15 protein-coding genes and 1 pseudogene are annotated in these 17,177 nt (G+C 70.2%); 9 read left to right on the forward strand and 7 right to left on the reverse strand.

From position 1 onward, the window contains the following. The first annotated feature begins 107 nt into the window (after positions 1-107). The 4 genes from ACFXPL_RS26010 (at position 108) to ACFXPL_RS26025 (ending at position 3,263) form a co-directional block, all read left to right on the forward strand. On the forward strand, positions 108-1,085 hold the full coding sequence (locus tag ACFXPL_RS26010; RefSeq protein WP_384924006.1) for a ribose-phosphate diphosphokinase: 978 nt from the start codon (positions 108-110) through the stop codon (positions 1,083-1,085). Between the two features lie 272 nt (positions 1,086-1,357). Further along, a complete protein-coding gene (locus ACFXPL_RS26015) occupies positions 1,358-1,942 on the forward strand; it encodes a 50S ribosomal protein L25/general stress protein Ctc (RefSeq protein ID WP_384924008.1) in 585 nt (194 codons plus the stop codon). A 126-nt stretch (positions 1,943-2,068) separates the two neighbouring features. Then, entirely contained in the window at positions 2,069-2,665 is a 597-nt protein-coding gene (gene pth, locus ACFXPL_RS26020) for an aminoacyl-tRNA hydrolase (RefSeq protein ID WP_384924010.1), read from the forward strand. A gap of 76 nt (positions 2,666-2,741) precedes the next feature. Continuing rightward, complete coding sequence (locus ACFXPL_RS26025) at positions 2,742-3,263, forward strand: hypothetical protein (protein WP_384924012.1); 522 nt, start codon at positions 2,742-2,744, stop codon at positions 3,261-3,263. Between the two features lie 117 nt (positions 3,264-3,380). Here ACFXPL_RS26025 and ppc read toward each other — a convergent pair whose 3' ends face one another. Beyond that, positions 3,381-6,110, reverse strand: coding sequence for a phosphoenolpyruvate carboxylase (gene ppc, locus ACFXPL_RS26030; RefSeq protein WP_384924014.1), 2,730 nt, complete (start codon positions 6,108-6,110; stop codon positions 3,381-3,383). A 306-nt stretch (positions 6,111-6,416) separates the two neighbouring features. On the opposite strand from ppc, the gene ACFXPL_RS26035 reads away from it, so the two are divergent. From ACFXPL_RS26035 to ACFXPL_RS26050, 4 genes and pseudogenes are all read left to right on the forward strand, one after another. Next, complete coding sequence (locus ACFXPL_RS26035; protein ID WP_384924016.1) at positions 6,417-7,406, forward strand: acyl-CoA desaturase; 990 nt, start codon at positions 6,417-6,419, stop codon at positions 7,404-7,406. Then, a complete protein-coding gene (locus ACFXPL_RS26040; RefSeq protein ID WP_384924075.1) occupies positions 7,406-8,101 on the forward strand; it encodes a TetR family transcriptional regulator in 696 nt (231 codons plus the stop codon). Before ACFXPL_RS26035 ends, ACFXPL_RS26040 begins: the two co-directional genes overlap by 1 nt. Before the next feature lie 132 nt (positions 8,102-8,233). Further along, positions 8,234-8,827, forward strand: a pseudogene (locus ACFXPL_RS26045) (Uma2 family endonuclease). A gap of 322 nt (positions 8,828-9,149) precedes the next feature. Then, positions 9,150-9,983: a hypothetical protein gene (locus ACFXPL_RS26050; protein WP_384924018.1), complete on the forward strand. Its 834-nt coding sequence runs from the start codon at positions 9,150-9,152 to the stop codon at positions 9,981-9,983. Positions 9,984-10,039: 56 nt separating this feature from the next. On the opposite strand, the gene ACFXPL_RS26055 is transcribed toward ACFXPL_RS26050, so the two are convergent. After that, positions 10,040-10,882: a trans-aconitate 2-methyltransferase gene (locus tag ACFXPL_RS26055; protein WP_384924019.1), complete on the reverse strand. Its 843-nt coding sequence runs from the start codon at positions 10,880-10,882 to the stop codon at positions 10,040-10,042. Between the two features lie 124 nt (positions 10,883-11,006). Between ACFXPL_RS26055 and ACFXPL_RS26060 the strand changes: the two genes are divergently transcribed. Beyond that, positions 11,007-11,504 carry a MarR family winged helix-turn-helix transcriptional regulator gene (locus ACFXPL_RS26060; RefSeq protein WP_384924021.1) on the forward strand — a complete coding sequence of 166 codons (498 nt, stop codon included), beginning with the start codon at positions 11,007-11,009 and terminating at the stop codon, positions 11,502-11,504. A gap of 39 nt (positions 11,505-11,543) precedes the next feature. Here ACFXPL_RS26060 and ACFXPL_RS26065 read toward each other — a convergent pair whose 3' ends face one another. From ACFXPL_RS26065 to galT, 5 genes are all read right to left on the reverse strand, one after another. Beyond that, positions 11,544-12,272 (reverse strand): SDR family oxidoreductase, encoded by a 729-nt coding sequence (locus ACFXPL_RS26065; protein WP_384924023.1) that lies wholly within the window; start codon positions 12,270-12,272, stop codon positions 11,544-11,546. A 302-nt stretch (positions 12,273-12,574) separates the two neighbouring features. Beyond that, positions 12,575-13,516: a LuxR C-terminal-related transcriptional regulator gene (locus ACFXPL_RS26070; protein ID WP_384924077.1), complete on the reverse strand. Its 942-nt coding sequence runs from the start codon at positions 13,514-13,516 to the stop codon at positions 12,575-12,577. 312 nt (positions 13,517-13,828) lie between these two features. Then, positions 13,829-15,013 (reverse strand): galactokinase, encoded by a 1,185-nt coding sequence (galK, locus tag ACFXPL_RS26075; protein ID WP_384924079.1) that lies wholly within the window; start codon positions 15,011-15,013, stop codon positions 13,829-13,831. A gap of 118 nt (positions 15,014-15,131) precedes the next feature. After that, a complete protein-coding gene (gene galE / locus ACFXPL_RS26080) occupies positions 15,132-16,109 on the reverse strand; it encodes a UDP-glucose 4-epimerase GalE (RefSeq protein WP_384924025.1) in 978 nt (325 codons plus the stop codon). Further along, the gene (galT, locus tag ACFXPL_RS26085) at positions 16,106-17,149 is read right to left on the reverse strand and encodes a galactose-1-phosphate uridylyltransferase (protein WP_384924027.1); all 1,044 of its coding nucleotides are present in this window, start codon (positions 17,147-17,149) and stop codon (positions 16,106-16,108) included. The genes galE and galT overlap by 4 nt, the downstream gene beginning before the upstream one ends. Positions 17,150-17,177: the final 28 nt, after the last annotated feature.

A 17,177-nucleotide genomic window follows, 5' to 3' on the forward strand; every position in this document is an offset into this window, starting at 1 on the left:
GGCGTACCGTGATAACTGCACATCTGCACGATTCGGCTGGCTCGCAGGGACGCCTCGCAGGGACGCGCGGGCTCGGCGGCCATCAACACGTCTGAGGAGACAGTGCTGTGACCGGGATCAAGACGACCGGCGAGAAGAAGCTGATGCTCTTCTCCGGCCGCGCCCACCCCGAGCTGGCCGAGGAGGTCGCGCAACAACTCGGTGTCGGGATCGTGCCGACCAAGGCTTTCGATTTCGCCAATGGTGAGATCTATGTCCGCTATCAGGAGTCGGCCCGTGGCGCGGACTGTTACCTGATCCAGAGCCATACCGCTCCGATCAATAAGTGGATCATGGAGCAGCTCATCATGATCGACGCTCTGAAGCGGGCGTCGGCACGGAGCATCACGGTGATCGTGCCGTTCTACGGTTATGCGCGCCAGGACAAGAAGCACCGTGGGCGGGAGCCGATCTCGGCGCGGCTGGTGGCGGACCTGATGAAGACGGCGGGTGCGCACCGGATCCTGACGGTGGATCTGCACACGGATCAGATTCAGGGCTTCTTCGACGGTCCGGTGGATCATCTGTTCGCGCTGCCGGTGCTGGCGGATTATGTGGCGGCGAAGGTGGACCGGTCGAAGTTGACGGTGGTCTCCCCGGACGCGGGTCGGGTGCGGGTGGCGGACCGCTGGTGCGACCGGCTGGGTGCGCCGTTGGCGATCGTGCACAAGCGGCGGGACAAGGATGTCGCGAACCAGGTGACGGTGCACGAGGTCGTCGGCAATGTGTCGGGCCGGGTGTGTGTGCTGGTGGACGACATGATCGACACCGGTGGCACGATCTGTGCGGCGGCGGACGCGCTGTTCGCGCATGGTGCGGAGGACGTGATAGTCACGGCGACGCACGGTGTGCTGTCGGGTCCGGCGGCGGACCGGTTGAAGAATTCGAAGGTGAGCGAGTTCGTGTTCACGAATTCGCTGCCGGATCCGGGCAATCTGGATCTGGACAAGATCACGGTGTTGTCGATCGCGCCGACGATCGCGCGGGCGGTGCGTGAGGTGTTCGAGGACGGTTCGGTGACGAGCCTCTTCGAGGAGCAGGCGTAACCGCGTGGCGGGCGGTCGTGCGGCGAGCATGACCGCGTAGTACGTGTGACCAGCGGGCTCGTGACGAGTAGCTGTCGAAAGATCGATTTCTGGGGCGGCCTCCCCGCCGGGTAGACTCATGGAGTTGCTCGGCGAGGGAGGCCGCACTTGTGTGCGGCTGGTCCGTTATCGACGCGCTCTTCGTAGCAGGCCCGTTGTGGCCGGGTGACGGCCGTTTTCCTGTCCCCGTTACCGGGGTTGTCCCGCGTCAACTTACGAGGAGTGCGTCAGCCATGGCTGAAGTGAAGATCAGTGCCGAGATCCGTACCGAGTTCGGCAAGGGTGTGGCCCGCCGTACGCGCGTCGCCGGTAAGGTCCCCGCGGTCGTTTACGGCCACGGTGCGGACACCGTGCACGTGACGCTGCCGGGTCACGACCTGATGATGGCGCTGAAGACGGCGAACGCGCTGATCAGCCTGGACATCGAGGGCCGCAACGAGCTGGTCATCCCGAAGGCTGTGCAGCGCAACGCGATCAGGGGTCACATCGAGCACGTGGACCTGCTCGCGGTGAAGCGCGGCGAGAAGGTCACCGTGGAGGTCGCGGTGCACACCGAGGGTGACCTGGCGCCGGGTGCGAACCTGCTGGAGAACGTTCTGAACACGCTGACCGTCGAGGCCGAGGCCACGCACATCCCGGAGTCCGTCACGGTCTCCATCGCGGGTCTGGACGCCGGTGCGTCGATCCTGGCGAAGGATGTCCCGCTGCCGTCGGGTACGACGCTGGTGACGGACGAGGACGCGGTCGTCATCCAGGTTCTGGCCGCGCAGGCGGAGGAGCCGGCGGACGGCGCCGAGGCCGAGGGTTCCGAGGGCTGATCCTCGGTTCTCCGGACGGTTTTCACGGGGTGGCGGGCCTGTCGGGCCGGCCACCCCGTTCGTTGTATCCACCTTCTGTTGTACGAGACCTTCTGTTGTACGAGTGTGCGAGGAGAGACGGCGCGGATGACGACGGATGCCAATGCCCCCTGGCTGGTCGTGGGCCTGGGGAATCCTGGGCCCGGTTATGCGGCCAACCGGCACAATGTCGGGTTCATGGTGGCCGATCTGCTGGCGGAGCGTATGGGTGGCTCGTTCCGGCGGGCGCAGAAGGCGCAGGCGCAGGTGGTGGAGGGCCGGCTGGGCGGTCCTGGTCCGGCGGGCCGGCGGGTGGTGCTGGCGAAGCCGGCGTCGTACATGAATCTGTCGGGTGGTCCGGTGACGGCGCTGCGGGATTTCTACAAGGTGGGTACGGCGCGTGTGGTGGCGGTCCATGACGAGCTGGACATCGACTACGGGGTGTTGCGGCTGAAGCTGGGCGGCGGGGACAACGGGCACAACGGGCTGAAGTCGATGACGAAGGCGATGGGTCCCGAGTATCACCGGGTGCGGTTCGGGATCGGCCGGCCGCCGGGGCGGATGCAGGTCGCGGATTTCGTGCTGAAGGATTTCTCGTCGGTGGAGCGCAAGGAGTTGGCGTACTTCGTGGACCGTGCGGCGGACGCGGTGGAGGCTCTGGTGATGGACGGGCTGGAGCGCGCGCAGAGCACGTACAACTCCTGACAAGCCGGTGCATTGCCGGGCTTTCTCCTGCCCGTGGTTTGACCGGGCGCGTTCCCATGGCCAAGGATCCCGCCCTATGAGCCCTGTGAGCCCTGGGAAGCGGAAGAAGGGGGCCGGCAAGGGGAAGCGTAAGCCCGCGCCGTCCGCCCGTATCGTCTCGTTCGGCCATCGGGCGGCGATGGGCGCGGTCGTCCTGCTGCTGCTGGTGGCGGGTGTCTGGACGTCGTGGAGCGACGCGCAGCACGTGGTGCTCGCCAAGGGCCGTGAGCACGGGACGCTGACGGTGACCGGGTGCCGGGAGGGTGCGTGTTCGGGGCGGTACGCGGCGGACGGTCCTGGTGGTGAGCCGGGGCGGATGACGATCGGGGAGTCGGTCGCCGTACGGAAGGGTGACCGGTTCCCGGTGGTGGTGAAGCCGGGGACGACGGAGCTGGTGCGCACGGGCACGGCGGGTCTGCTGTACGCGTGGGTGCCGCTGGGTGGTGCGCTGCTGCTGGCGTCGCTGGTGATCGGGGGCGGGCTGCGGCTGACGCGTACGGCGTGGGGTGCGGCGGTGGCGGGCGGGGTGCTGCTGGTGGCGACGTTCTTCGCGCTCTGAGCCGCCGCGTGCGTCCGTGTCTACGTCTGCCTGCGTGTGTACGGCGTCTGCCCCCGCCCGGAATCCCGGTGCGGGGGCAGATGCCGTCAGGGGCCCGAGGGTGTCGGGCCGGGCCTCTCAGCCGGTGTTGCGGAGTCCGGCGGCGACGCCGTTGACCGTGAGCAGCAGTGCGCGGGCGAGCAGTGGGTCTGCCGGTTCGCCCTGCTCGGCGGCGGCGCGCTGGCGGGCCAGCAGCGAGACCTGGAGGTAGGAGATCGGGTCGAGGTAGGCGTCGCGGATGCCGAAGGTCTGCTGGAGGGCCGGGTTGGAGTCGAGGAGCTTCTCGCCGCCGGTGATGCGCAGGACTTCCTGGACGGTGAGGGCGTGTTCGGCCTCGATGGCCTCGTAGACGTGCTTGAGGTGGTCGGGGACGAGGGTGTCGACGTAGTGGCGGGCGATCCGCAGGTCGGTCTTGGCGAGCGTCATCTCGACGTTCGAGAGGAAGTTGCGGAAGAAGTGCCAGTGCTCGTGCATCTCGTCGAGGACGGTGTCGGGTCCGGCCGCGCGCAGCGCCTTGAGGCCGGAGCCGACGCCGAACCAGCCGGGCACGATCTGCCGTGACTGGGTCCAGCCGAAGACCCACGGGATGGCGCGGAGGCCGTCGAGGCCGGCGCCGGAGTCGGGCCGCCGGGAGGGGCGGGAGCCGAGGTGGAGGTCGGCGAGCTGGTCGACGGGGGTGGAGGCGAAGAAGTACGCGGGGAGGTCGGGGTCCTCGACGAGGGTGCGGTACGCGCCGTGCGCGGCGTCCGAGACGATGTCCATGGCGGAGTCCCAGCGGGCCAGGGCTTCGTGGGACTGGCGGGGCGCGGTGTGCAGGGCGGATGCCTGGAGGGTGGCGGCGACGGTCAGTTCCAGGTTCTCCCTGGCGAGGGAGGGGATGAGGTACTTGTCGGAGATGACCTCGCCCTGTTCGGTGACCTTGATCTCGCCTTCGAGGGTGCCCCAGGGCTGGGCGAGGATCGCGTCGTGGGAGGGGCCGCCGCCGCGGCCGACGGTGCCGCCGCGGCCGTGGAAGAGGCGCAGCCGTACGCCGTGCCGGTGGGCGACGTCGCGGAGTCGGCGCTGGGCGCGGTGGATCTCCCACTGGGAGGTGGTGATGCCGCCGAACTTGGAGGAGTCGGAGTAGCCGAGCATGACCTCCTGGACGTCGCCGCGGAGTGAGACGAGGCGTCGGTAGGAGGGGTCGGCGAGCATGTCGTCGAGGATGATGTCGGCGGCGCGCAGCTCGTCGGTGGTTTCGAGGAGCGGGACGATGCCGATCTTGGCCCAGCCGCCGTGCAGGTCGAGGAGGCCGGCTTCGCGGGCGAGTACGGCGGCGGCGAAGACGTCGTCGGCGCCCTGGCACATGGAGATGATGTAGGACTCGATGACTTCGGGTCCGAAGCGTTCGAATGCCTGGCGGACGGTGTGGAAGACGCCGAGGGTCTTCTCGCCGGCGGCGTCGAGCGGGGCCGGGGTGGGTGCGAGGGGGCGGCGGGAGCGGAGTTCCTTGGCGAGGAGCTTCTGCCGGTAGTCGCGGGGCATGTCGGCGTACCGCCAGGATTCCTCGCCGAGGCGGTCGAAGAGCTGGCCGAGTGCGTGGTGGTGGGCGTCGGCGTGTTCCCGTACGTCCATGGTGGCGAGCTGGAGGCCGAAGGCGGCGAGGGTGCGGATGGTGCGGTCCATGCGGCCGTCGGCGAAGAGGCCGCCGCGGTGTTCGCGCAGGGAGGTCTGGATGAGGGTGAGGTCGTCGAGGAGTTCGGCGGTGCCGAGGTAGTCGCGGCCGTTCTCGTGGGGGGTGTTCCTGGCGAGGCGTTCGCGGGTGTTGACGAGCTTCTGCCGGATGCAGGTGGCCTTGAGGCGGTAGGGCTCTTCGGCGTTGAGGCGCTTGTAGCGGGGGCTGATCTCGGGGAGCCGGACGAGGTCGTTCTGGAGGGAGTCGAGGAGTTCGTCGGTGGCGCCGGTGTAGCGGATGGAGTTGGAGAGCTGGCCGCGGAGGTGGTCGACGAGTTCGAGGGCGTCGGTGATGCCGTGCTCGTGCTGGAGGATCAGGACTTCGCGGGTGACCTCGGGGGTGACGTTGGGGTTGCCGTCGCGGTCGCCGCCGATCCAGGTGCCGAAGGTGAGGGGGCGGGTGCCGGGGGGCAGCTCGACGCCGACGCGGTCCAGTTCGGCGACGAGGTCTTCGAGTACGTCGCCGACGGCGCCGATGTGCAGTTCGTCCAGGTAGTAAATGGCGTTGCGGGCTTCGTCGGCGGGTTCGGGCCGTACGACGCGCAGCTCGTCCGTCTGCCAGATCAGGTCGATGGACTCGGCGAGCCGCAGATCGTGGCGGCGCCGGTCGGAGGCGAGGGCGGGGGCTTCGAGGAGTTCCGCGATGCGGCGGAGCTTGTTGAGTACGGAGCGGCGTGCGGCTTCGGTGGGGTGTGCGGTGAAGACGGGCCGTACGTTGAGATTCTTGACGGTTGCGCGCAGGTGTTCGGGGTCGGCGTCCTTGAGCCGGTCCGCGGTACGGGCGAGGAGGCCGCCCTCGGCGGCGCGGCGCTCGCGCATCTCGCGGCCTCGGTGGACCTGCTCGGTGACGTTGGCCAGGTGGAAGTAGGTGGAGAAGGCGCGGACCAGCTTGCCCGCGGTTTCCAGATCGGTGTCCCCGAGGAGCTCGGCGGCGGCTTCGCCGTTCTCGCGCGTGAGGGCGCGGACCCGTTCGACGAGCTCAAGGAGCTCCGGGCCTTCCTGCCGTACGAGGGTCTCGCCCAGGAGGTCACCAAGACGGCGGATGTCTGAGCGGAGCTCCGCGCTGGCGGATGGGGTCTGGTCGGCACTGCTCACAGGTGCGGCTCCTTGCAGTGTTTGAGCACGTCTGGAGGGTTTCTGGAGACTTTGCGGACCGCGCTGTCCGACGGTCCAAGGATAGGTGGCCTTCGCCTGACGTTATCCACAGCCCTCTTGCCTCGTGGTTCGGCGCTGCCATACTTACGTTGCCGTAGGTTACGCACCTGTATCCGGGCTTCTGTCCGATTTCCGAGCATGACGCCCGCCGCTCCCTTCCCACCTCCCACTTCCCCACCTCGCCCGCTCCCTCACCTCCCTCTCCCCCCTCATCCCCTCCCTTCACTCCTCACCCCAGGGATCCCCATGCCCACGCCTCCTGACGTGATGAACGACGCCCCGCAACCATCACCCTCCGGGTCCACTCCGCTACCTTCCGCCACGGTCGGCGGGGAGAGCAAGGGCTCGCTGGAGCAGTTCGCGCTGCTCCTCTTCATCGTGGTGCCGTTCCTGGCCCTGCTGGCGGCGGTGCCGCTGGCCTGGTCGTGGGGCGGTGTGAGCTGGCTCGATCTGGGTCTGATGGTGGCGATGTACTACATCGGCTGCCACGGGGTGACGATCGGCTACCACCGCTACTTCACGCATGGCGCGTTCAAGGCGAAGCGTCCGCTGCGGATCGCGCTCGCGGTGGCGGGTTCGCTGGCCGTGGAGGGCCCGCTGGTGCGCTGGGTGGCGGACCACCGTAAGCACCACAAGTTCTCGGACGCGGAGGGTGACCCGCACTCGCCGTGGCGGTTCGGTGAGACGCTGCCCGCGCTGCTGAAGGGGCTGTGGTGGGCGCACATCGGCTGGCTGTTCGACGAGGAGCAGACATCGCAGCAGAAGTACGCGCCGGATCTGATCAAGGATCCGGCGATCCGTGCGGTGTCGCGTCAGTTCGCGATGTGGACGGTCGTCTCGCTGGCGGTGCCGCCGCTGGTGGGCGGTCTGGTGACGATGTCCTGGTGGGGTGCGTTCACGGCGTTCTTCTGGGGGTCGCTGGTCCGGGTGGCGCTGCTGCACCACGTCACCTGGTCGATCAACTCGATCTGTCACGCGGTCGGCAAGCGGCCCTTCAAGTCGCGGGACCGTTCGGGCAATGTGTGGTGGCTGGCGGTGCTCTCCTGCGGTGAGTCCTGGCACAACCTGCACCACGCGGAGCCGACGAGCGCGCGGCACGGTGTGCTCAGGGGGCAGCTCGATTCGAGCGCGCGGCTGATCCGCTGGTTCGAGGTGCTGGGCTGGGCGAGCGAGGCCCGCTGGCCGAGCGCCTCCCGTCTGGACTCCCGCCGCAAGAGCGCACCCGCCAAGGCATGATGGGCACCGTGGCGATCGACGGCGGTACGAGCAAGCAGGGCAGCACGGAGAAGTCCCGAACCGCGGCGGGCCGGCGGACCCGCCGGGTCCGGATGACCGGAGCGGAACGGCGCGAGCAGCTTCTGGACATCGGTCGTACGGTCTTCGCCGAGAAGGGTTTCGAGGCGACGTCGGTGGAGGAGATCGCGGCGAAGGCCGGGGTCTCCAAGCCCGTCGTCTACGAGCACTTCGGCGGCAAGGAGGGGCTGTACGCGGTGGTCGTGGACCGCGAGATGCGTCAGCTCCTCGACATGGTGACGAGCGCCCTGACCGCGGGCCACCCGCGGGAGCTGCTGGAGCAGGCGGCGTTCGCCCTGCTCGACTACATCGAGACGTACACGGACGGCTTCCGCATCCTGGTCCGCGACTCCCCGGTCGCCCAGTCGACGGGTACGTTCGCGTCGCTGATCAGTGACATCGCCACGCAGGTCGAGGACATCCTCGGCATGGAGTTCAAGAACCGCGGCTTCGACCCGAAGCTGGCCCCGCTGTACGCGCAGGCCCTGGTCGGGATGGTGGCGCTGACGGGCCAGTGGTGGGTGGACGCGCGCCGCCCGAAGAAGTCGGAGGTGGCGGCGCACCTGGTGAACCTGGCGTGGCACGGCCTGGAGAACCTGGAGCCGAAGCCGCGGCTCATAGGTCACCGGAAGGTCTGAGCGGGGGGCGGGTCCGCGCGACCGCCCTTGGGGTCGGCCTCACCGGAGCGGTCACTCATTGTGATGACATCAGTCGGATTCCGCGGCTGCGGTGGAGGAGCAGGGCCGGTTATTCCGTCCATGGGAGGAATCATGACCGCCGAGCCGGTCAAGGCCGCACACCAGTGGCCTGTGCCCCCGCAGGACGGCTACACCGTGGACGATCTGTTCACCCTGCCGGGACTCCCGCCTCACACCGAGTTGATCGACGGCAGCCTTGTCTTCGTGAGTCCGCAGCGCGATTTCCACAGCATTGTGATCGACATGCTGGTGACCGGCCTGCGTCGTACGGCGCCACCGGAGATGAAGGTGCGCCGGGAGATGACGGTGGTACTGGGCCGCCGCAACGGCCCGGAACCCGACGTGTCCGTTGTTCGTGCCGAGGCCGTCACGAGCCGGAGTGTGACCCGCTTCCAGGGAGCTGATGTCCTGTTGGCTGTCGAGGTGGTTTCGCCCGACTCCGAGGCTCGCGACCACGAGAGCAGGCCGCAGAAGTACGCGGCGGCCGGCATCCCGCACTTCTGACTGGTGGAGATGGCGGGCGCGGACGAACACCCGGTCGTACGGGTCTACGAGCTGGCCCCGGTGACGAAGGCGTACGGGCTGACGGGGACCCACCACGACCGCCTCAAGACCGGTGTCCCGTTCACCGTCGACATCACGGGAGAGGCCCTGGACGCGCTCTGATCCTCGGCCCCGCCCGCGCCCCGGGGAGCCGGACCGCCTCAGCCGCGTTCCGGCTCCCCGCCCCGCGGATACGCGGACGCCGCCTCGACGAGCGCGTGTCGCCTTGAAGTGCTTCCACTCCGGGTTCTGATTTCCCTCCCTGTTCAGCGCCGCCACGCGTTCCAGCAGGGTTGTCGTAGCGGACGCAACGCTTCGGCGCACCGATTGCCTCACTCCCTGGGGAGGTGCGCCGGTTGGCGTGCCATCACCGCGGCATCGTCGGCGCCCGGAGCGCGGGCAGCTCATCTGACAGGATGGGTGCTCGCCGGCAGAGGAGAGGACCGTGTCCGAACGCTCCAGCCTCTTGTACGTGACCGATCTCGGCTACCAGGCCGCGGGGCGGCCCCGCTACTGCGACGAGGACGTCTTCCTGACCTCGCGGCTTCGCGCGGACTTCGACATCGCCGTGTGCCATCCGCTGGACGCGGCGGCTCTGCTGGACCGCTTCGACGCGGCGGTCGTCCGCAACACCGGACCGGTGCTGCACCACCTGCGCGAGTACGACGCCTTCCGGGCGCAGGCCGTGGCGCAGGGGGCCCGGATCTACAACCCGCTGAGCGGCCGGGCCGACATGGCGGGCAAGCAGTATCTGCTGGACCTGACCATGGCGGGCTACCCGGTCATCCCGACCGTCGACCGGCGCCACGACCTGGGCCTGCTGCCCACCGCCGAGCAGTACGCGGTCAAACCGAAGGCGGGAGCCGACTCCATCGGGCTCAGCTTCGTGTCCCGGGGCGAGCTGGACGGTCTCGCCTACGGCGACCTTCTGGTCCAGCCGCGCGTCGACTTCCGCTACGAGGTGTCCTTCTACTACATCGACGACGCCTTCCAGTACGCCCTTCACGCCCCCGCCCCCGAGCGGCGCTGGGCCCTTGAGCCCTACACACCCACGGAAGCCGATCTGGTCTTCGCCCGGAGCTTCATCGACTGGAACACCCTCGACCACGGCATCCAGCGCGTCGACGCCTGCCGCACCCAGGACGGCGGTCTTCTCCTGGTCGAGCTGGAGGACCTGAACCCGTACCTGTCCCTCGACCTCGCCGGAGACCGGGCCCGCGACGCCTTCGTCACCGGTATGGCCGACTCACTCCGGCGCTTCCTGGACGCCGGGCGCTGAACACGGCGGACGCAACGCGCGTTACGCCCGGGTGGGACGCCCTCGGCCACCAGCCGTCAACCGGCGGTTCGCGCTCCCTTGCGGGCGACCGCGAAGAGGCGGCGGAACGGGAAGACCGTGCCGTGGGGGCCCTTGGGGTATGCGGTGCGGAGGAGGTCCCGGTAGGCGGTGGTGAACTCCTCGGCCGCCGCCGGGTCGTCGGCGAGGGCGGTGAGGACCGGGCGCAGGGCGGTGCCCTTGACCCAGTCGAGGACCGGGTCCTCACCGGGGAGGAGTTGGAGGTAGGTCGTCTCCCAGACGTCCGTCTCGCAGCCGAGGTCCATGAGGCGCGTGAGGTAGTCCCCGGGGGTCAGGACGCCCACGGAGCGCGCGTTCAGGCGGTCCCGCCAGCGTGGGGTGGCGCACAGCTCGGCGAGGAGGGTGTGGCTGGGGGCCGTGAAGTTGCCGGGGACCTGGAAGGCGAAGGCGCCGCCGGGGGTGAGGGCGTCGGTCCAGGCGGTGAAGGAGTCCTGGTGGTTCGGGACCCACTGGAGGGCGGCGTTGGAAACGATCAGGTCGTACGGTTCGGCGGGCGTCCAGTGCGCCGCGTCACCGGGCCGGAAGTCCAGGGTGCCGCCGCCGGGGGTGGGGCCCCCGTACTCCTCGGTCGCGCGGGCCAGCATCTCGGGTGAGTTGTCGAAGCCGGTGATGCGGGCGGTGGGCCAGCGGTCGGCGAGGAGCGCGGTGACGTTGCCCGCGCCGCAGCCCAGGTCGGCGATCCTGGGGGCCGCGCCGGGAACCCCGGGCAGATCGGGGATGCGGGCCAGCAGGTCCAGGAAGGGGCGGGTGCGGTGGCCCGCGTGCCGCAGGTACTGGGACGGGTCCCAGGTCGGCGCGGAGGACGGGGACGACGACGGCATGGTGGTGTTCCCTCGCTGGTGCGGAGCGGGCGGACGGTGCCCGGCGGGTTCTCCACCAGCCTGCACCCCGAAGTCTCTTGACGTCAAGAGACTTCATGTCGAGGGACCCTCTACACTGATCGACATGGAGGATGAGGTCGACCGACTGGTGGCGGCATGGCGTCGAGAGCGTCCCGACCTCGACGTGGAGCCGCTGGAGGTGCTCAGCCGCGTGAGCAGGCTGGCCAGGCACCTCGACCGCGCGCGCCGGATCGCGTTCTCCGAGCACGGCCTGGAGCCGTGGGAGTTCGACGTACTGACCTCGCTGCGCCGCGCCGGCGACCCGTACCAGCTCTCCCCCGGCCAGCTCCTGACCCAGACGCTGGTCACCTCGGGCACCATGACCAACCGGATCGACCGGCTGGCCCAGAAGGGCCTGGTGGAGCGGTTGCCCGACCCCAGCGACCGGCGCGGAGTGCTGGTCCGGCTCACGCCCGAGGGACGGGACCGGGCGGATCAGTCGCTCGCCGGGCTGCTCACCCAGGAGCGCGCGATCCTGGCCGAGCTGTCGGGCGCGCAGCGGGGCGAACTGGCGGGGCTGCTACGTCAGTTGACGGCGCCGTTCGACAATGTTCCCGGCTAGGCCCTGTCTGACGCCGCGCCCGCCGGGGGTGCGAGCGGGTCAGGAGAGCCAGTCGGTGTAGCGGGTGGGTGCGAGGTGCGCGTCCTTGTCGGTGAGGATGTCGCCCTTGACCGCGGCGAACATGCCGGCGGTGGGGTCGGTGACCACCGTACGGTTGTCACCTTTGCGGGACAGGGTGATCCGGCCCACCTCGTCCAGGGAGAAGATCTCGGGGCCGGCGATGTTGCGTACGCCGTTCAGCGGGGCGCCCATGGCGACCTCGGTCACCGCCTCGGCCACATCCTTGGCGGCGATCGGCTGGATCGGCGTGGCGGGCAGCCGGACGGTGTCGCCGTCGGCGGTCCAGGACATGGTCGCGTCCATGAACTCCATGAACTGCGTCGCCCGGACGATCGAGTAGGGGATCGGCCCGGCCGCGAGAAGGTCCTCCTGGAGCACCTTGGCCCCGTAGTAGTCCAGCTCCGGCACCCGGTCCGCGCCGACGATCGAGAGGATGACGAAGTGGCCGACGCCACCCTTCCGGGCCGCGGCCAGAAGGTTGTCCATCGAGGTCCGGAAGAAGGCCGGGGAGGCTTCGTCGAAGGTCGGTGAGTTCGTCAGGTTGACGACGACGCCGGCTCCCGCCACCGCCTCGTCCAGACCCTGGCCGCCGATGACGTCCACTCCGGTGGACTGCGAGTGCGGTACCGCCTCATGCCCGGCGGCGTTCAGGTTCTTGACGACCCGCGAACCGATCAGCCCGGTACCGCCGATGACTGCGAACTTCATGACATGCCTTTCGTCGAGGACATGTCCGCAATATGGCATATGACCCCCACAGGGGCGCGACGTACGCCAAACCTGTCCGGCGGAGTCGAGGGGGGCTCCGCACTGCCGCGTCGTGCTGACGTCGGTCGAGGGGCCCGTCCCCGCGACCAGGCCGCCGGAGTTGCACGACGTCGCGGCCGTCTCCGGCCGCCTCGCGCCCACGCCTCGGATCGTGGCCGACCGCGCCGGAAGGCCGAGGCCCCGGCCGCACGCCCCGGACGGGGTCGCGGTACGTGGCCCGAAGGTACGCGGCCGGGAGTACGTCAGCCCGTCGAGGTGATCTGGCGTGCCACCAGGTCGACCGGCCCGACGCCCGCCCTGCGGGCCAGCGCCACCGCCGCCAGCGTGGAGTGCACGCCCAGCTTCCCCAGGACGTTCTGCATGTGCGTACGCACCGTGTGCGGGGACAGGAAGAGGCGTTCCGCCACGGCCTTGCGGCCCAGGCCGGCGACCATGCAGCGCAGCACCTCGCGCTCGCGCGGGGTCAGCGACTCGACCAGCCGTTCGCTCTCCGTACGGTGCTTGCGCGCGGCCGTCAGCTCCCGCAGGACGCCGGTGAGCAGCGCGGGCGGCAGGTGTGTCTCGTCGCGCAGGACGCCCCGTACGACGGTGAGGAGGCGCTGGAGCGAGCAGTCCTTGGCGACCCAGCCGGAGGCGCCCGCCTGGAGCGCCAGTGCGGCGCGGCGCGGGTCGTCCTTCTCGGCGAGTACGACCGTACGGACGGACGGCTGGCCGGAGCGGACCCCGGCGACCAGCGAGATACCGTCGACGGGCGCGCTCTCGCCGTGGTCCGGAACGGCGCGTGCGACCGGCGCCGACACGGCGGGCCCGGCGGGCCCGGCGGACATGGCCGGCGGCGCGTGCAACGGGGCGGGGCCGCCGTTGGCGTGGCCGTTTCCGTGGCCGTTCGTGTGACCTGCCGGATGGCCGTTCGTGTGACCTGCCGGATGGCCGGCCAGGTGACCCGCCGGATAACCCGTCTGCGCGCCGTGGACGACGCCTCCGGCCACCGCGCCGAGGTCGGCGTCGACCAGCATCACGTCGAATCTGCGCCCCTCCGTCGCCGCACGGTCGAGGCAGCGCAGCGCGGCGGGACCGCTGCCGGCTGCCGCGACGTCGACGTCCGGCTCGGCCGCGAGCGCGGCTGCCAGCGACTCCGCGAAAATGCGATGGTCGTCCACCACCAGAACCCGGATACGTACCATGGACACCCCCTCAAGGTGGGGAGCGGACGGCGCGGGCACGGCGCCCGGCGTGCGGGTGATACGTCAATGGCACGGCCGCCGCCGTGTGTTGACTGATACCCCGCCCCGGACGTCGTACCCGCTTGTCTCCACCCCTGATCAGCACCGGCCCCCACCGGTGCATATGCATCAGCGTACGGGCGTCCGCCGGGAGGGGAAGGAATTTCACAGAACTCGTTGGCCTGGTTGTTTACGGTGAGACTGATGTTTCGTATCGAGACAGAAGTCGACAAATATCGACCCTTGTTGTTCGGTCGACGACCGGTCCGATGCTCAGCCTCGGTGCGCACCCCGCGACGGGATCGCCGGGAAGATGCGCGGCGCCGCGTACCCCGCCGCCGCGAACGCCTCCGTGACCGACTTCGCCGTCGCGTCGGACGTGTCCGCCTCGACCAGGACGATCGCCGAGCCGCCGAAGCCGCCGCCCGTCATCCGGGCGCCGAGCGCGCCGGCCGCCGTCGCCGAGGTGACCACCAGGTCCAGTTCCGCGCAGGAGACCCGCAGGTCGTCGCGGAGCGAGGCGTGCCCCTCGGTGAGGATCGGGCCGACCGCGCGGACGTCGCCCGCGTCGAGCAGGGCGATGACCCGCTCGACCCGGTGGTTCTCCGTCACGACATGGCGGGTGTAGGCGCGTACGGTCCCGCTCTCGCCCGCCGCGGCCAGCCGGTCGAGCGCGGCGGGCAGTTCCCCGTACGGGATGTCCCGCAGCGCGGGCACCCCGAGCGCCCGCGCGCCCGCCTCGCACCCGGCGCGCCGCTCGGCGTACGCGCCGTCGCCCAGTTCGTGCTTCACGCGGGTGTCCACGACGAGCAGCCGCAGTCCGTGGGCGGCGAGGTCGAAGGGCACCTGACGCTGGGTGAGGTCGCGGGTGTCCAGGTGGAGGGCGTGGCCCTCGGCGCAGCACGCCGAGGCCATCTGGTCCATGACACCGCACGGCACGCCGACGAAGTCGTTCTCGGCGCGCTGCGCGAGGACGGCCAGCTCGGTCGCGTTCAGGCCGAGTTCGTACAGGTCGTTCAGGGCGAGCGCGGTGACGACCTCCAGCGCGGCGGAGGAGGAGAGCCCGGCGCCGGTCGGGACGGTCGACGCGAGGTGGATGTCGGCGCCGGCGACCTCGTGGCCCGCCTCGCGCAGCGCCCAGACGACGCCGGCCGGGTACGCGGCCCAGCCGGTGTCGGAGAGCGGGACGAGCGCGGCGGCGTCGAGCTGGACGATGCCACCGGGGATGTCGGCCGAGTGCACGCGCAGGACGTGGTCCTTACGGCGGGACACGGCGGCGACGGCCCGGTGCGGCAGGGCCAGCGGCATGACGAAGCCGTCGTTGTAGTCGGTGTGCTCACCGATCAGGTTGACGCGTCCCGGGGCCGCCCAGACGCCCTCGGGGGCCGCGCCGTACAGCCGCTGGAACTGCTCGGCCACGGCGGCGGTCACATCGCCGCCGTCACCGGCCGCGCCCACTCCGCCGAGTCGGCCGATCTCGCCGACCGCACCGACTCCGCCGACTTCGCCGGCCTCGCCACTGGCGGTGGTGCCGCTCTCGCTCACCCTGGTTCTCCTTCGCTTCCGCAGGTCGTACTTAGCTCTTGTTACGCGCGAACGCCCAGGCGTCCGCGACGATCCCCGTCAGGTCGGCGCGGCTCGGGCTCCAGCCCAGGCGGCGGTGGGCGGCCTGGGCCGAGGCGACGAGGACGGCGGGGTCGCCGTCCCGCCGCGCGGCCATGACCTCGGGGACCGGGTGGCCGGTGACCTCGCGGACGGTCTCGATGACCTCGCGGACCGAGAAGCCGTTGCCGTTGCCGAGGTTGCAGATCAGGTGCTCGCCCGCGGTGGCGGCGTCCAGCGCGCGCAGGTGGGCCTCGGCCAGGTCCGCGACGTGGATGTAGTCGCGTACGCAGGTGCCGTCCGGCGTCGGGTAGTCGTCGCCGTAGACGGAGATCGACGGGCGGGTGCCGAGGGCGACCTGGAGGACGAGCGGGATGAGGTGCGACTCGGGGTCGTGGCGCTCGCCCGCGGTCACGCCGGAGCGCGCGGCGTACGCGCCCGCGACGTTGAAGTAGCGCAGCGAGACGGCCGCGAGGCCGTGCGCGACGCACTCGGCGCCGATCATGTGGTCGACGGCGAGCTTCGTGGCGCCGTACGGGCTGGTCGGGGCGGTCGGGTCGGTCTCCGTGATGGGGGTGGAGACGGGCTCGCCGTACGTCGCGGCGGTGGACGAGAAGACCAGCGTGCGTACGCCGGCGGCGCGCATCGCGGCGAGCAGCGCCATGGAGCCGCCGACGTTGTTCTCCCAGTACTTCTCCGGCTTGGCGACGGACTCGCCGACCTGCGAGGAGGCGGCGAAGTGCAGCACGGCGTCGTACGAGGGATCGAGCCATTTGGCGGCATCCTGGATGCGGCCCTCGATGAACTCGGCGCCCTCGGGGACCCCGGCGCGGAAGCCGGTGGAGAGGTCGTCGAGCACGGTCACCGCGTGCCCCGCCTCCAGCAGATGGGTGGCGACCACGCTGCCCACATATCCCGCACCGCCCGTGACCAGGTACTTCTTCGCGCTCACTCGCTCGCTACCTCTCGCAGTCGCTCGGCCGCGGCCTCCGGCGGCACGTCGTTGATGAACACACTCATGCCGGATTCGGAACCCGCGAGGAATTTCAGCTTGCCGGAAGTGCGGCGGATGGTGAAAAGCTCAAGGTGGAGCGCGAAATCGTCCCGGCCCGCGGCCCGGAAGGGGGCCTGGTGCCAGGCGGCGATGTACGGCGTGGGTGGTTCACCTTCGCCGAAGATCCGGTCGAAGCGCCTCAAGAGTTCCAGATACATCTGTGGGAACTCTGTGCGCGCCGCGTCGTCGAGCGCCCGCAGGTCGGGGACGCGCCGCTTGGGGTGGAGGTGGACCTCGTACGGCCAGTGCGCGGCGTACGGCACGAACGCCACCCAGTGCTCACCGTCGAGCACGATCCGGGCCCCGTCCGTGACCTCCTTCTCCACGAGGTCGTCGAAGAGGTTACGGCCGGTCGCCTCGCGGTGCGCGGCCACGGAGCGGAGCATCAGCGCGGAGCGCGGGGTGACGAAGGGGTACGCGTAGATCTGCCCGTGCGGGTGGGCGAGTGTCACACCGATCTCGGCGCCGCGGTTCTCGAACGCGAAGACCTGCTCGACCTGCGGGAGTTCGGCCAGTTCTGCGGTGCGGTCGGTCCAGGCTTCGAGGACGAGGGCGGCCTGCGCGTCGGTGAGGTCGGCGAAGGAGGCGTCGTGGTCGGAGGTGAAGCAGACGACCTCGCACCGCCCGGAGTCCCCGGCGAGGGAGGGGAAACGGTTCTCGAAGACGGCGACGTCGTACTCCGGCTCGGGGATCTCACTGAGCCGGCCGCCCTGGGACGGGCAGAGGGGGCACTCGTCGGCGGGCGGGTGGTACGTACGGCCCTGCCGGTGCGAGGCGATGGCGACGGCGTCGCCGAGGAGGGGGTCGTGGCGCACCTCGGAGGTGGTGGCGACGGGGCCGAGGGGGCGGCGGTCGGGCGTGTCGCGTACGGCGTCGTCCCGGGAGTCGTAATAGACGATCTCGCGCCCGTCGGCGAGTCGGTTCGACGTCTTCTTCACCACGGGGCTCCCTCGCGCTCCAATCAAA

The organism is Streptomyces sp. NPDC059092, assembly GCF_042756365.1.
GTDB lineage: Bacteria > Actinomycetota > Actinomycetes > Streptomycetales > Streptomycetaceae > Streptomyces.

Excerpts from the sequence above, each read along its gene's own strand:
- ACFXPL_RS26040 (WP_384924075.1), top strand. The coding sequence starts at position 7,406 with ATGGGCACCGTGGCGATCGACGGCGGTACGAGCAAGCAGGGCAGCACG.
- ACFXPL_RS26065 (WP_384924023.1), bottom strand. The coding sequence starts at position 12,272 with ATGAAGTTCGCAGTCATCGGCGGTACCGGGCTGATCGGTTCGCGGGTC.
- pth (WP_384924010.1), top strand. The coding sequence starts at position 2,069 with ATGACGACGGATGCCAATGCCCCCTGGCTGGTCGTGGGCCTGGGGAAT.
- ACFXPL_RS26015 (WP_384924008.1), top strand. The coding sequence starts at position 1,358 with ATGGCTGAAGTGAAGATCAGTGCCGAGATCCGTACCGAGTTCGGCAAG.
- ACFXPL_RS26035 (WP_384924016.1), top strand. The coding sequence starts at position 6,417 with ATGCCCACGCCTCCTGACGTGATGAACGACGCCCCGCAACCATCACCC.
- ACFXPL_RS26060 (WP_384924021.1), top strand. The coding sequence starts at position 11,007 with ATGGAGGATGAGGTCGACCGACTGGTGGCGGCATGGCGTCGAGAGCGT.
- ACFXPL_RS26055 (WP_384924019.1), bottom strand. The coding sequence starts at position 10,882 with ATGCCGTCGTCGTCCCCGTCCTCCGCGCCGACCTGGGACCCGTCCCAG.
- ACFXPL_RS26025 (WP_384924012.1), top strand. The coding sequence starts at position 2,742 with ATGAGCCCTGTGAGCCCTGGGAAGCGGAAGAAGGGGGCCGGCAAGGGG.
- ACFXPL_RS26070 (WP_384924077.1), bottom strand. The coding sequence starts at position 13,516 with ATGGTACGTATCCGGGTTCTGGTGGTGGACGACCATCGCATTTTCGCG.